The organism is Okeania sp. KiyG1 (assembly GCF_014132355.1).
Taxonomy (GTDB): Bacteria; Cyanobacteriota; Cyanobacteriia; order Cyanobacteriales; family Microcoleaceae; genus Okeania.
In genome coordinates this window covers 25,956-42,393 of the sequence record NZ_BLZO01000143.1, presented here as the reverse complement: position 1 = coordinate 42,393, position 16,438 = coordinate 25,956, and the positions used below count along the sequence as shown (strand labels likewise).

The 16,438-nt window shown below is 36.7% G+C and carries 5 protein-coding genes; 3 read left to right on the top strand and 2 right to left on the bottom strand.

The features are described from left to right. Positions 1-630: FHA domain-containing protein (locus tag SAGCYANO_RS33675; RefSeq protein WP_202224028.1), on the bottom strand; the 630-nt coding region annotated here is incomplete at its 3' end. 1,584 nt (positions 631-2,214) lie between these two features. Here SAGCYANO_RS33675 and SAGCYANO_RS33670 point away from each other — a divergent pair. Next, entirely contained in the window at positions 2,215-3,546 is a 1,332-nt protein-coding gene (locus SAGCYANO_RS33670; RefSeq protein ID WP_202224027.1) for an MFS transporter, read from the top strand. A gap of 294 nt (positions 3,547-3,840) precedes the next feature. On the opposite strand, the gene SAGCYANO_RS33665 is transcribed toward SAGCYANO_RS33670, so the two are convergent. Then, on the bottom strand, positions 3,841-9,183 hold the full coding sequence (locus tag SAGCYANO_RS33665; protein ID WP_202224026.1) for a VWD domain-containing protein: 5,343 nt from the start codon (positions 9,181-9,183) through the stop codon (positions 3,841-3,843). Between the two features lie 342 nt (positions 9,184-9,525). Between SAGCYANO_RS33665 and SAGCYANO_RS33660 the strand changes: the two genes are divergently transcribed. Both SAGCYANO_RS33660 and SAGCYANO_RS33655 read left to right on the top strand, forming a co-directional pair. Continuing rightward, the gene (locus SAGCYANO_RS33660; protein ID WP_202224025.1) at positions 9,526-14,820 is read left to right on the top strand and encodes an ATP-binding sensor histidine kinase; all 5,295 of its coding nucleotides are present in this window, start codon (positions 9,526-9,528) and stop codon (positions 14,818-14,820) included. Between the two features lie 11 nt (positions 14,821-14,831). Then, entirely contained in the window at positions 14,832-15,161 is a 330-nt protein-coding gene (locus SAGCYANO_RS33655) for a sensor histidine kinase (protein ID WP_202224024.1), read from the top strand. Positions 15,162-16,438: the final 1,277 nt, after the last annotated feature.

Genomic DNA, 16,438 nt, shown 5'->3' with positions numbered 1-16,438 from the left:
TATTTCTCTCAAAAAACGATTTATAGCATTAGGATTATTTGTGACTTCTGGCAACATTGTTTTTAAAGCTATTAACTCTTGAGTATGATTATTTCTAGCTAAATAAACTTCTCCACAGCCACCTTTTCCTAATAAATTAAGTGTAGTATAACCAGCAATTGTAGTTATAGTAGAATCTCCTAAAGTTGGTGCTAAAGTTGATAATTCAACTGTTTTTGCTTGCCAAGGTTTTGGTTCCTCAAGCATTTCTGGAGGCATCTCTGTTTCTTCTTCAAGACTAACCTGAAAAATAGTATTTCCCAATTGAATTTGGTCTCCTGGTTTTAATTCATATTCAGGAAAATTATTTTTTGTTGTTGTTTCAGGGAGATGCTCAGATTGACGTTGCCCAATTTTTTTACCATTAACATAAGTACCATTTTTACTGGCAAAATCACGCACTCGTATATCTGGAGGATTAATATCAAGTAGACAGTGATAACGAGAAATTGTACGATGTTGTTCATCACTAGGTAGTCTGGGTCTACAGTCTTGATGACGACCCATAATACAGGTAGTTCGTTCTTCAAAGATAAATTCTTTGCCGATCATACTTCCTTGGATAATAGTAAGTTTTACTTTAGCAGACATGAGGGAATTAAAATTGTTGATATTTGTTCGATGATTTCTATTAATTATCTAGTGCCGCTACGCGGAAGTTAAAAGTTAAAAGTCAAAAGTCAAAAGTATTGATTTGTAATTGTTTTAGGATTTTGTAACTGGTCAGTTATTTCTGCCATCCTGCACTAGTAAATTTTATTTTGACGTTTTTATTTGATGATAAATTGTTAAATATCTCTACCATAATTTTGATATAGCAATTCCCATATTGGTGAAGTACAAAATTGGGTTGTTTTAGGGAACAGGGAACAGGGAACAGGGAATAGGGAATAGGGAATAGAATAGAAATAAAGATAGGTGTACCTCATTAGTCTGAGAAACGTTATAATATTTAAGTATAATTATCTTTGATTATACAGTAAGAGAATATCAAAAATGTAGGGCGGGTTAATCTAGACAAATTACTATATTTTCTGTAAGATTTGATGCCTAAGAGTGAGTGTGTATATTTAAACGGACATAATATTAGCGATCGCTTGGGAAAAATTTAAAATTTCGACTCAAACCATTCTTTTTTTTTGGCGACAATGGCATATATCTCTATAAATTGAAAAAACATCCAGAGATTAAAACACCAGATTTTATTGTTCCTGGTATATTCGTCAAAAAATTCATCGGTTATTAAAAAAAACATCCAGAGATTAAAACACCAGATTTTATTGTTCCTGGTACTTTAGGTTATGACAAATAAAATTACCGAAGAATTAATAATTAAATAATTAAATAATTAAATAGTTCAGGTTTAAAGCCTCCCCTTTCAAGGGGAAAAAAGCGGTCGAGGGATGGCGAGGAAACCTGCGCCATATCCAATCGACCAAGAGAATAAATTTTTTCCTTTTATTCAATCCTCTTCCTTTTAGGGAGAGGTAATTATCAATTATCCATTATCAATTATCAATTATTGAACGAAATATTGTGGTTTAAAGCCTCCCCTTTTAAGGGGATAATAAATAAAAATTTTCATGATTAGTCAATCCTCTTCTTTTCAAGGAGAGGTAATTCTAAATTCGCGCATTCTAAATTCTAAATTCTTGAAAAATCGCGATCGCCTCGGTATTGCCCAAAAAATTCTCTAATCTTAAGTAAATATAGAACTAATTTCAGCAATTAACAATTAACAATTAACAATTAATAATTAATAATTACCTCTTTTTAAAACGGATAGGATTGACTCAAAGGATTTTTTTGATTTGATATCAAATCCGTTTAATTCGGCACGTAAAAAATGTTCTATCTTCAACAATTACCAAATATTTCTTGATCTCCCCCTAACCCCATCTCTCCATCTCCCTACCTCCTCATCTCCCCACCTTCCCCACACTCCCCACCCTCTAATTACACCGATGCTACCGGATTTGATATTATCCCCTTAAAAGGGGAAACTTCAAGGCGTGAATTGTTGAATGAATAATTATTAACTATCAACTCTTATATTATTAATTATTAATTATTAATTATTAATTATTAATTATTCGGTAATTTCTGATTCATCTGACTAAAATTAAATGAAATATAATTTCATACTTGCTCCAAGACCATAAATAATACAAAAAGATGAATCTGACCAAAAAAACTATCGCAGCTTTTGTCTCTCCTGCAATACCCCTTTCCGCTCTTGGTCTTCCTCTTATGGTCTACCTCCCCCCTTTTTATGCAGAAGAAATGGGACTTGGCCTTTCTCTGGTGGGCACAATTTTTATGATTACCCGTTTCTGGGACGTTTTTACCGATCCAGTTCTTGGCATTCTCAGCGATAAAGTGACAACTCCTCTTGGGCGTCGCCGTCATTGGATTATATTATCTGTTCCTATTTTAATGATTTGCGTTTACAAAGTATTTATTCCCGAAGCTCCTATCGCAGGAAATTATCTTCTATTTTGGATGTTGCTGCTCTATGTGGGTTGGACTCTGTTGAGTATCTCTCATATGTCTTGGGGTGCAGAATTATCATCTGATTATTATGAGCGAGCAAGAATTCAAGGTTGGCGAGAATTTGCTCTAGTCTTTGGAATGTTAGCTGTCTTGATACTTCCAGCTATTCTTGAGCAGACGGGGAGTGTTGATGCTGGGAATAAAGTTGCTGCTATGGGTTGGTTTACTATTATACTACTGCCTATTACTGTAGCGATCGCTGTTTGTAATGTTCAAGAAAGACCTGTGACACCATCACCTCAACTTGGTTTAGTCAGGTCAACTTCTCTACTATTCAAAAACAAGTTACTAATGCGAGTCCTACTGGCAAATGTCATGATTGGTCTTGCTCCTGGAATTATTGGTTCAATCTACATTTTTTTTGTTACTTATGCCATGGATCTAGGTCAATGGTCTAGTCTGATGCTTTTACTCTATTTCATCGCTAGTTTTTGTGGCATTCCTTTCTGGATGCGTCTTAGTTATAGCTTGGAGAAGCATCGGACTTTTGGTGTTGCTAAAATTTATGGTTGTATAATTATCGCTACTTTATTGCTAGTTGAACCAGGGAATTTATGGCTCTATGCTTTAGTTAATATTCTTTTTGGCATCGAATCTGGTGCGGGAGCATTTTTGTTACGCTCGATCATGGCAGATGTTACAGACCATGATAATCTGGAATCTGGTACACAGCGTACAGGTTTGTACTATTCTTTGTTGACCATGACTAATAAAGTTGGTTCTGCTTTGGGAGTTGGTATAGTGTACCCCATTCTAGATTGGATTGGTTTTGTTCCTGGAGGTACAAATACTCCCGCAGCAATTGAGGCGCTTAAATATATGTTTATTTGTGTTCCTATCCCAATTAGTCTTATAGCAGCGATCGCTATCTGGAATTTTCCACTTGATAGCGTTCGGCAACAAGAATTACGTCGTCTACTAGCGGAACGTGATTCTATGGTTGGTTCAGAATAATATGTAGGGGCGAATGGCATTTGCTAACGCAGAGCTGCCGCTAACGCCCTCCCTGGATTTAGTGTCCATGCGTAAGTAAAGAGAAAGCGATCGCTTTTGGTGAGTAGTAGAGCGATCGCTTATCACAATATTAAAGATATTAAACTTTATGGCAGTTTACGATCGCCTTAAAAAAACCAGGACTTACGCACTGACATTAAATCCAGTGGGGCGTTAGCGGAGCTTTGTGGAACGCAAATGCCATTCGCCCCTACATATAGTGTTTTCAAGGTGAATTTGCGTAAGTCCTGAAAACTATGCTGCTATTTGCCGTTGCTCGAATTGACCTATTTCAAGATAATGTTCAAATCCACTGCTAAATAGACCTTGTTTCACTAAATTATTTACATCAAGATTTTGATTCAAATAGTAATCTTCGTCAAACCTTAAAGAAACAGAATTTGCTTCCGAAGGACTAGGTAAACGACCTTCAAATTGCCCAACTTGAGTAAACTGTTCTAAAGCATTTTGAAATTCACCATTAGCTATCAAATTAGCAACATCTGGGTTTTGACTTAAATAGTAATTTTCATTGAATAATAAAACTCGGAAATCACGTTCTTCTTCTACACCAAATTCGCTAAAGTGGTCTAATCCATTCCTGAATGCACCATTAGCAACTGAGGTGGCAATATCTGGATTTTGAGTCAGGTAATAAGCTTCATCAAAAACAAAAGCTGTAGAACTACCAAAATTACTATTACCAAATACTACATGACTCTTGCCTGGTGCATCATTAAATAAGCTGCCTGGAGCACCAATAATTAAATCATTAACCCCGTCATTGTTGACATCACCTGCACCATCAATACTTGTACCTGTTAAATCATCAATCTCAGAACCATTGAAAACTAAACCATTTTGACTTCCAAGAGTAGATAACTCAATGTTGGCAGGAAATAGACCGTCGCTTTTACCAAACACTACATAACCTTTACCTGCATTAATATTATTAGTGTCTGCTTGAGAGGTACCTATAAGAATGTCATCAACTCCATCTAAGTTAAAATCTCCCACTTCACCAATAGAGAAACCTACGATGTCATCAATGCTGAAATCATTAATCACAAAACCATTGCTACCGTTGAGAGTAGATAGATCGAACTGGAAAGGTAATGAGGGATTGCCAAAAACAACATAACCTTTAGTTATAGGTAGGTTGTCAACAATAGTTGTGCCACTAACTGCAACCATGATATCATCTATGCCATCATTGTTCACATCTCCTACACCTTGTACTGTTGTACCATCGGAGTTTTGTACGTCAATACCTGTAAGCACAAAACCGTTGGTGCCATTAATGGTGCTGGATAGTTCAACAAAACCAGGATAGGCAAAGCCACCATAGATTACATAGCTGTCAGTGAAGTTAGCATCAGCACCAATAATTAAGTCAGGAATGCCGTCATTGTTGACATCTCCTGCATTGTTAACGGTACTGCCAGCTTCACCTTCTGAATCGGTAATAACGAAGCCATTGAAACCGTTGAATTGTGAAGCATTGATGGTTGCAGGAAATCCGGTGTCGCTACCATAAATGATATAACTGCGACTGGGAGGGTTGCTCAGGGGACCGGGAGCAGTAACAAATAAGTCGTCAATGCCGTCATTGTTGATATCTCCTGCACCACCAACTGCGAGACCTGCGTAATCAAATTCGTCAATGCCTTCAAAAATGAACCCATTGAAACCGTTTAGTTGAGAAATATCAATAATTACCGGGAGTTGAGTATTGCCGAAGACAATGTAGGCTTTACCTGCATTATTGTTACCATTAGCAGTGGCACCGATGGCTCCAATTATTAAGTCGTCAATTCCATCGTTATTGACGTCTCCTGCTTCACTAACTGCACTGCCTAGTAAACCTTGAAATTCAATACCTTGGAGAACGATGCCGTTATTTCCTAGGTTGGCTAAGTCAAGGTCAGATGGTAATCCGTTATCAGTGCCAAATATGACATAAGCTTCTCCTGCTGCAGTGCTGTCGTTGGGGGCGGAACCTAAAGCGCCAACAATAAAGTCGTCGATTTGGTCGCCATTGAAGTCACCGATGTTGCTGACAGATGCTCCTGAGAAACTACCTTGGTTAGCACCGTTGACTGTAAAGCCATTATCAAAGTTGCCAAGGTTAACACCAGGAATGTTGATGGTAACAATTCCGGAGGCAGTTTCGTCTCCATCGTTGATGGTATATTGGAAGGTGTCCGTACCGCTATAGTTGATGGGTGGAGTATAGATTAGTTGGTCGTCGGTTGTATCTTCAGGAGTACCATTGTCGCTACGAGTAATAGTGCCTCCTCCGGCTGAAGTTTCTGGGAAAGTTTCTAGGGATAAGGGGACTCCTTGAGTAGAGATGTCGTTGGCAAGGACATTAATGACATTTGGCGTGTTGATAGCGGTGATAGCTGTATCAGGAACTGCTTCTGGTTCGATGTCGATGATAATGCTAGTTTCTGGGGTTCTCGATACTTGTTCCGCAAATTCTATAAATGACTCGTCAAAACCACTTAATACTAAATCAATTATGGTTGAGTCAATTAGAGCGGGGTCAGTAATGCGATCGCCTATTAATTCTCTAGCTCTGGCAACCTCTTCATCTGGCAAGCTCTCAACGGTAATATCTGTTTCGGGAAATCCGGGAACTGCGAGACTGCCGATTTCGTCGTCGAATAGGGAGTTTTCTTGAGTCACGCGCCAGCTATCAGCGTAACTACCATACAACTCTTCTCGGGAAGGTCTTTCCAGGACAGTTCCGTCAGCGAGGGCAATATCATCGTTGGTCTCACCGTTATTATTGCCGAGAATGCCTGAAATTGTACCTGTTCTGTCTTCATTGAGGAAGATATTGTAATTCAAAAGCTCTACTCCTCGGAAACTGCGACCTGTGTTGACTTCCATCTGATCGCCTGTAGGATAAACTACTGTATAGATATCTCCCCTGCGGAAAATACGGCCTTCACCCAGTTGAATTGAGTTATTATTAGAGATTTCTCGGGGTTGACCATCAATGCGAACGGGAGGACTTTCACCTGCGTAAAATTCAATGCGTTGGTCGCCAATTTTAGTTGCCAGGGCGCTGTTAACAGAAACGGGTTGATCGCGAAAGGGTCTTTGTCGTACTTGAATTTCTAAATCGCCACTATCGGATCTTGCTGCGATAAATTCCCCTGCTGCTTGAAAATCATACTGCAAGCCGTCAAAGGTGACTAAATGGGGGTCGCCAAAGCTAGAAGCACTGCCATCTGGGTTTGGAGGTGGTTCGTCGTTGTCGAAAATTGTTCCTGTAGCGGTAATTGTAGATTCGCCGTTTGGTAAGTTTTCTGGGAAGCTGATACCGTTAGGGTTATTGAGGGATATTTCAAAGGTCTCGGTGTCTTCCTCTGTTGTATCGTCTGGTGTTAGTATTTCAATTATTTGGGTAGTTTCTCCAGGGGCAAAGCTAACTGTGCCGCTACCTTTTTCGCTGCTGTAATTAACGCTGACTGGTTCATCGGATGCTTCGGTTAGAGTGACTGTGAATTGTAAAGTTTCTCCCTCGGTGACGCTGGCATCTGAGATGGATACAGGCATTCCGTAGGGGATGTAGTAGGTTCTTTCAATTTCTAGGTTTTTAGTTCCATCTTCTTGACCGCCAATTTCATCAATATTAAAGGAAGGAATTGTAATTAAAGGACTAGATTCTGAAGGACCAACTATGGTTTGTAAATTACCCTGGCTTTCAAAAAACTTATCAGTAAACAGAGGACTAAAATTTAGGGAACCTGATGTACCAATAGCGTTTCCGAATTTATAAGATAATCCACCCTTTAACACATCAGCCTGGAAAAATCCTTGAGTGATCAAATCGACCTGGTTTTCTAGATCGCCAGCTAAATTGTACCTGGCTGTTACTTCCATTACTCCCGTATCAGAAGATGGAGTTGTCAAGGAGAAGCTTTCTCCTAGAGGTTTTGTTACTTCTGTTGTGGAACCATCAACTTCTCCACTATCTACAGATATAGTGACATCAACATTGGGATTATTAAGTCTGAATATTTGCTCTATACCTAATCCCAAATTTGCGGTCAAATTTAAAAGGTCAAGGCTCAAGCTTAAAAACTTCCTTTCTTCTCGACCACCAGGAATCTTGAGATCGAACCCTAACCCATTTAATTGACCAGCGATAATTTGGCCACCTCGTTCCACTCTGATGGCATTATTTGCCTGTTCAAAAGCAAGGTTTAAAGCACGGTACTGTGGGAATAACGTGGCTGCCGCTGCATCTAAATCGCCTTGTAAACTTGCAAAATTTCCTTGTCCTTTGCCCTCAATAACAGGTAGTTCCCCTAGACTTACTTCTGGTTGTTGTACTGTCAATTGTTTAATGTCAGGAATTTGAATGCTTGCCTTAAAAAAGTCAAGAAAATTTGCTTCAGCTCCAACAGGTGCTAGACCAATACCAACTAAACTAGCTCTATCTGGTTGAAAACCCTCAAACTCTACTGGTGGAATATCCACCTCAAAAAGAGAACCAAAAGGTGTATTTCCAACTGTAAATCTATCAAAATTAATTGGACCTATGCCATACTCTAGATCGATTCCTGCATTAAGTAGATTCAACCCAGAGCCACTAAATGATACGTTGTCAACTGTAAACGGTATGTCCAGTGAAAAGTTTTCTCCATTACCTAAATTTCTCTCCGACTGTTCTACGCTTATATTGATTGGATAATCAAAGGACGCTTGCCCAAGATTACCAATGTTGGCAAAAGGAATTATACCTAACGATGCCTGAAGGTTTCCAGCCAATCCAACAATACCTATTGGGGAACCAGGAGGTAAATTTAAGTTGAATGGTACGTTTAGGTCTCCTCCAAAAGCTTCTTCAAAATTACCATCAAAGCCATTATTCCAGACACCGACATCTCTGGCAAAAAAATCAAGAGTGCTATCTTCGATTACAAAATTCTGCTCAATACTCACCATCTCCCCATCCAAAAAGCCGATCGCCCAATCATCCTCGACTTTCATCCGCAAAAACTCATCCGCACTCAATTCCTTGCCCAAAACAAAATTGGCCAATATTTCTCCTTCATCCCCAGGAGTATCAAAACTATTAACTTCTCCATCAAAATAATGACCAAACTCCTCAACAATTACAGAAGCGATCGCCTCTACATTCCCCAAATTTTCCGACACAAACTCTTCAGCTAAATAAATTGTCTCTGTCTCTCCAGCAAAAGCACCATTCGCCCCATTAATTTGACCTTCAGAAACAATTTTTATCTTTGGCAAAAACTCTAAACTTTCATCTTGCCAAGCACCAATTAAAACATCAGCCTTACTAACGTCATAACTATCTCCAAAAGCCAACTTCATTTGCTCTTTAAAATCAGGTTTACTGGAGAAATTTTGCAGCAAATCTTGGACTATTGGCAAAGCATTATCCGCCAAAGTATCTAGAAGATTTGGGTATAAATTACTGTTAAATTCATCACTAGGTAATAAGCGTTGGCGGAGCCTAGCGGCAGCTATATCGCCACTAACATCGCCTACCCCAAAATAGCCATCTCCTGAAACCAAGGAGGATACTTCATCTTTAAAAAAAAGACCTTCCATATCAATTTCCGTTAATAACTTATATCACCAAATATTGCATACCCAATAAATCCTGTTGTCGATAATCGACACTTGCTTAACAAAAATCAACAATAATCTAAAACCTATATATAACAAGCTTTTCAGCAGATGTTGACAAAAATATTTTGAAAATTTGTCGATTTTCGACAAGATTTAGCAACAAGGGTGACATTAGACTTATTCATAAGTTATAATATAATATTTGCTAAGTTTGATAGTTTAATAATGCCTGCGTTAGTATAGATTAAATAAGAAGTAAAAAGGTGTTGGTTGTTATAACTTCTATGGTTCCTATAGAACAATAAATTTATTAATTTTCCCATGATTAAACTACCTAATTATCAAATAAATCAACAAATTTATACAGGCATAAGAACTACTGTTTATCGCGGACTAACTACCACAAATAAACAACCAGTAGTTATCAAAGTTATCAATAAAGAATACCCTACCTTTTCTGAATTATTACAGTTTCGCCATCAATATACAATTACTAAAAATCTTAATTTACCGGGAATTGTCAAATCTCTATGCTTAGAAAAGTATGGTAATAGTTATGCTCTAATTATGGAGGATACTGGAGCAATTTCTCTCAAAAAATACCTGACTAATAAAAAACTTAGCCTGCCAGACTTTCTTAATATTGCTATTTCTATAGTAAAAATTTTAGAAGGATTATATCATCATCAGATTATTCATAAAGATATTAAACCCTCAAATATTGTCATTAATCCAGACACTGGAGATATCAAATTAATTGACTTTAGTATTTCCACATTATTACCAAGAGAAAACCAAGAATTTATTAACCCTAATGTTCTGGAAGGTACTCTCGCATATATGTCTCCAGAACAAACAGGAAGAATGAATCGGGGTATAGACTACCGTAGTGATATTTATTCTTTAGGAATTACATTCTATGAAATACTCACAGGTAAACTACCTTTTTTATCAACTGACCCAATGGAATTAGTTTACTGTCACATTGCTAAAAAACCTACTTCTCCTTGTGAGTTAAATTCGGAAATACCTCTGATGGTAAGTAATATTATTTTGAAAATGATAGCGAAAAATCCTGAAGACCGCTATCAGAATATTTTGGGATTAAAATATGATTTAGAAACCTGTTTAAAATCTTGGCAAAAAACAGGAAATTTTGTCATTTTTGAGTTAGGAAGTCGGGATATTTCTGACCGTTTCACCATACCAGAAAAACTCTATGGTCGCCAAGCAGAAGTTAAAAGTTTATTAGATGCTTTTGAAAGAGTTGCAATCCCCTCAATCCCCCATCAAAGCCAAAGCGCAGCATCCTCTGGCTTCCCCCGTTCAACAAAAAGCGCAGCAACATCTGGCCTCCTTTCCAAGGGGGACGGGAGGGGGATAAACCAGGGGGACGGGAGGCGGATTTCCAAGGGGGACGGGAGGGGGATAAACCAGGGGGACGGGAGAGGGATTACAAAGGGGACGGGAGGGGGATATCTTCGGGGAGGCTCTGAAATAATGTTAGTTGCTGGTTTTTCAGGAATTGGTAAAACTGCAGTAGTTAATGAAGTTCATAAACCAATAGTCCGGCAACGAGGCTACTTTATTAAAGGTAAATTTGACCAACTTCAACGCAATATTCCCCTTAGTGCTTTTGTCCAAGCATTTCGCGATTTGATGGGGCAATTGTTGAGTGAAACGGAAACTCAATTAGAGGAATGGAAAACTAAAATCCTCTCAGCATTGGGTGAAAATGGGCAAGTTATTATTGAAGTTATTCCCGAATTAGAATATATTATTGGTTCTCAACCTGCAGTGGCAGAATTATCAGGAACTGCTACTCAAAATCGGTTTAATTTAGTATTTTTAAAATTCATTCAAACATTTACAACAAAAGAGCATCCTGTAGCTATCTTTTTAGATGATTTACAGTGGGCAGATACTGCTTCATTGAAGTTAATGCAACTGTTGATGAGTGACAAAAATAGTCAATATTTATTATTATTGGGAGCTTATCGGGATAATGAAGTAAGTCCTACTCATCCCTTCATATTAACATTAGAAGAAATTACTAAAACATCGGCAATTGTTAATACTATTACTTTAAGACCGCTAGAATTAACTTTTGATTTAAACCCCTTAATAGCAGACACTTTACATTGCTCTTTGGAGTTAGCATTTCCTTTGGCAAAATTAGTCCATCAAAAAACAAAAGGAAATCCTTTCTTTATCACTCAATTTCTGAAAGCACTGTATGAAGAAGGATTAATTACCTTTAATTATGAAGCGGGTTATTGGGAATGCAATGTTGCTCAAGTAAAGTTATTGTCTGCCACAGATGACGTTGTAGAATTTATGGCAAGTCGCCTACAAAAATTATCACCAGCGACCCAGGATGTAATAAAATTAGCAGCTTGTATTGGCAATAAATTCACCTTAGAAACTTTAGCTATTATTTATGAAAAATCTGTCACAGAAACAGCACAGGATTTGTGGGAGGCATTGCCAGAAGGATTAATTTTACCTGTTACCGAAGTCTATAAATTTTATCATACAGAAGAGTCAAATATATTTACATCTTTTACTGCAATAGAAGCTGATGCTAGTTATAAATTTTTGCACGACCGCGTCCAACAGGCAGCTTATTTGTTAATCCCAGAAACACAAAAACAATTAACTCATCTGAAAATAGGAAAATTATTATTAGAAAATATTCCAGAAACGGAAAGACAAGAGAAAATTTTTGATATTGTTAATCAGTTGAACTATGGAATAGATTTAATTTCTCATCCCACTGAACGAGAACAACTCGCTCAACTCAACCTAATAGCAAGTCGCAAAGCAAAAGCTTCTACTGCTTATAACGCCACAGTTGACTATCTAAATACAGGACTAGAATTATTAACAACTAATAGTTGGGAAACGAATTACGAATTAACATTAGCTCTATATTTAGAAGCAGTAGAAGCTAGGTATTTGATCGGCGACTATGAGCAGATGGAACAACTAGCTCAAATTGTACAGCAACAAGCGAAGAATTTATTAGACCAAGTTCCAGTTTTCATCGCCAAAATTCAGACTGAATTTGCTCAGTACCAATTTTCCCAAGGTATCGATCTAGCAATAGTTGCGATTAAAGATTTGGGATTAGAATTATCCCCTAGACCAGAAGAAGCAGACTTGCTTGCTGGTATTGAAGAAGTCAAGTTATTTCTGAGCGATCGCTCTACTGAAGACCTCAAACAATTGCCAAAGATGACAAATCCTGAAAAGCTGGCCTTGATGCAAATTATGGAATTAATTGGAGCAGCAGCTTTTGTGAGTGGTTCACCTCTATGGTCAAGTGTAGTTTTTGCTCTCATCACTTTGTCTGTCAAGTGGGGAAATACATCTGCTTCCGCTTATGGATATTGCTGTTATGGAATTATGCTTTGGAGTCAGGGAGAAATTAAAGCGTCTTATGAATTGTCTCAGATAACAGAAAGTGTATTTGAGTCTTGTGGTGGAAATGCTCTCAAAGGAGTAGCAGTAACAAATATGCACCTTCGTCATTGGCAAGAACACTTGCGAAATAGTTTACCTTCATTCTTAGAATATTACTCCCTTTCATTATCTAGAGGAGATTTAGAATTTGCTAGTTATAGTCTCTTGTTTCACTATTTTCATGCTTTCTACAGTGGATTAGAATTAACAGAACTTACTCTAAAGCTCAATAATGCTATTGATACCGTTGCTCAAATGAAACAAGAAGATTCTCTAGGGAGGTTGCAAATAATTCAACAGACTATTCTGAACTTAACCGACCACTGTGAAAATCCCTGTATTTTAGTTGGCGAAGCTTTTGATGAGACAAAAATAAAATCTCAAGACCAAACACTGGTATATCTAAATTTGCACAAACTTTCTTTATGTTATTTGTTTGGCGAGTATCAGAAATCTTTAACAATCTCTATCGCAACACAATCATATCTCCATCTATTTACTTCTCAATATATTCAAGTACTTTTGTACTTTTATGATTCTTTGAGCAGACTTGCTCTCTACAATGAAGCTTCTAAGGAACAACAACAGCAGTGGTTAGAAGAAGTAACCTCAAACCAGGAACAAATGAAAATCTGGGCAGACCATGCTCCTATGAACTTTTTACATAAATTTCATTTAGTAGAAGCAGAAAAACATCGAGTACTTTGTAACTATATCGCAGCAATTGAACTTTATGAACAAGCGATCGCCGGAGCGCAAGAAAACGAATACATTCAAGAAGAAGCTCTCGGTAAAGAACTTGCAGCTAAATTTTACCTAGAGTGGAATAAGGAAACTATTGCCCAAGCATATCTCATCAAAGCTTACTACGCTTATGCTCAGTGGGGCGCAGTTGCTAAAGTTAAACACCTAGAAAAATCCTACGGTGAACTACTCAAACCTATTCTACAGCAAGATTCTAACTTTACTTGCAACATTACTCAAGAAACAGTCACTTACACACACACTGATAGTTCCCTTCTACTTGACTTCAATAGTGTAATGAAAGCAACCCAAGCTATTTCAGGAGAAATAAAACTAGAAAATTTATTCTCAGTTTTGATGCGAGTTACCCTAGAAAATGCTGGCGCTCAAAAAAGTTATTTAATCCTTCTCGAAACAGGAAAATGGGTCATAAAAGCTAAAGCTATTCGTGAGAATAATTCCTCTGAAGAAATACAACTAAAATCAAAACAATCTGTCCCTCTAGACTCAACAAACGAGCTTCCAAATTCCCTGATTTATTATGTGGCGCGTACTCAAAAAACTGTTGTACTAGATAACGCCACTAATGAAACTCAATTTGCCGCCGATCCTTATATTCAAAATTATCAACCCAAGAGTATTTTATGCATTCCTATTATTAATCGCAGTCAATTTATTGGCATACTATATTTAGAAAATAATTTAACAGTTGGAGCGTTTACTGAGTATCGCCTAGAAGTATTAAAAGTTCTGACTACTCAAGCAGCTTTCTCCCTCGAAAATGCCAAGCTTTATGAAAACTTATCTACAGCTAAAAATCAACTAGAAGAATATAGTCGCACTTTAGAAGAAAAAGTAAAAGAACGCACAGAAGAATTAAACGAAAAAAATCTACATTTATCTGAAACTATTAAAAAACTTCAAAATACCCAATCCCAATTAATTCAGACAGAAAAAATGTCTAGTTTAGGGCAGATGGTAGCAGGAATTGCTCACGAAATCAATAATCCTATTACTTTTATCTCTGGCAATATTAACCATGTAGCTGAATATAGTCAAGATTTACTAGATTTAATCAATATTTATCAACAGGAATATCCTAATCCCACAGCTAAAATCAAAGAAATAATTGAAGAAATAGACTTAAATTTTTTAATTCAAGATTTGGATAAATTACTACATTCAATGGAAATAGGAGTCGAAAGAATTAGCAAAATAGTACTTTCTCTACGGAATTTTTCGAGATTAGACGAGTCAGATATGAAACCTGTAGATATCCATGATGGTATTGATAGCACTCTACTAATTTTACAAAATAGACTCAACTTTCAGAGAAATAAATCAGAAATAAAAATAGTCAAAAATATGCCTCTTTACCACGAATTAATTGTTACCCCTCCCAACTAAATCAAGTATTTATGAATATTATTAATAATGGTATTGATGCCCTAGAAGATATGAGGAAAAAAGATAGTGGGTATAGTGAAAAACCAACCATTAAAATTAGCACAAAAGTAACCAAAGACCGAACTGTACAAATCAAAATTAGTAACAATGGTCCTAGCATTTCCCCAGAAATTCAACAGAAGATATTCGACCCATTTTTTACGACTAAATCAGTAGGTACTGGTACAGGTTTAGGTTTGTCAATTAGTTATTCAATTATTGTCGAAAAACACAAAGGAAAACTAATATGTAATTCTGTACCAGGGCAAGGGGTAGAATTTGTTATTGAGATTCCATTTTAATATACATTCTGCTATTAGCTCAAGTAAAAACTATTGACTGTAAAGGATTTCAACCCACATTCCGTAGGTTATAGTAGAAATAATGTTATTAGCACAAAATCCCCAAATTTGTATACCTCCTCCATCATCAGATTAGATGGGGATAATTATGAAATTGGCTGCGAAACTATTCCTGCTCAAAAAAGAATTGATTAGCTAAAATTTTAAGTTGATCCTAAATTTTATATAATACCAATCCGTTTGGCTAGACCACATATAAGTCAACTACAATCTATATATATAAAGCTTTTCTCAACTAAAATTTCGGTCTATAGTGACCGGATTTAATGCAAAGTATGTAAAGGGATTTAGTCTGAAAGGTGTTCAGTTAATGTGTATTTTATCAGTGATTTATGTCACTAATTTATATAGATAAATTTCACGCTTTGTAAGGATAAATGTCACCCCATAAAACAAAAAAATTGCAGACAATAGTAAGTGTCCTGTAACAAATCTAAGAAGGCTACCGTATGAAAATTGTATTAACTTCGGTATCATTCAGTATCTTAGGATGTAAAAGTCAACATTAAAATACAGCTTCTTTGCAATATACCGATAAATTAAGTGAGGAAACATAAAAACGGTCTTGTGCAGTTAAGTATTGCTGAAAACTAGAACAACAATATACGGTTTTCTCTACTCATCTAGCCTCCTGACACAACTTTTTCACTACTAAACTTATTTTCACAAAAGAACTTGCGAAACATAAGAAATTCTGATAGAAATAGTAGATATAGAGCAGAACCAGGAAGGTTGAGGACGAACGATATAATGTATTAGTATTGGATAGTAACTCAAACTAGCTTTATTTCCGGGAAGGAAATTATCCCACCTTATTCCTTTTGAGGTATAGTATGAGGAGCTTAACCTGATAGCTTTACTATTTGTGTATTGACTTATTACAAGGAAGGAGGTACTATTGATTGTAAGTAGTTAAAACAAGGTAACAAAAGCACCCAGTAAAAGTTTGCGAGACCTAACGAGTGCTTTTGCCCCTATTTTCTTTTGTGCCAATACTATGGCAAATACTGTGAAAAGTATTTTAGGTAGTAGATTTTAAGCATAAAATCCCTACATTCCCTAATTTACATAGTTTTTCACTGTTTGTCAAGTCTTTGGCATAAATAATCTTCTGAAAACGTTGCGTAGTAAGCAATTTTAGAAAATTGAGGAGAAGATATCTATGGAACCACAACCAAAGAAAACTGTCAAGCAACAAAAGAAAAAAATTATTGATC

Coding starts and splice junctions, on each gene's coding strand:
- SAGCYANO_RS33670 (WP_202224027.1), top strand. CDS start 2,215: ATGAATCTGACCAAAAAAACTATCGCAGCTTTTGTCTCTCCTGCAATA.
- SAGCYANO_RS33665 (WP_202224026.1), bottom strand. CDS start 9,183: ATGGAAGGTCTTTTTTTTAAAGATGAAGTATCCTCCTTGGTTTCAGGA.
- SAGCYANO_RS33660 (WP_202224025.1), top strand. CDS start 9,526: ATGATTAAACTACCTAATTATCAAATAAATCAACAAATTTATACAGGC.
- SAGCYANO_RS33655 (WP_202224024.1), top strand. CDS start 14,832: ATGAATATTATTAATAATGGTATTGATGCCCTAGAAGATATGAGGAAA.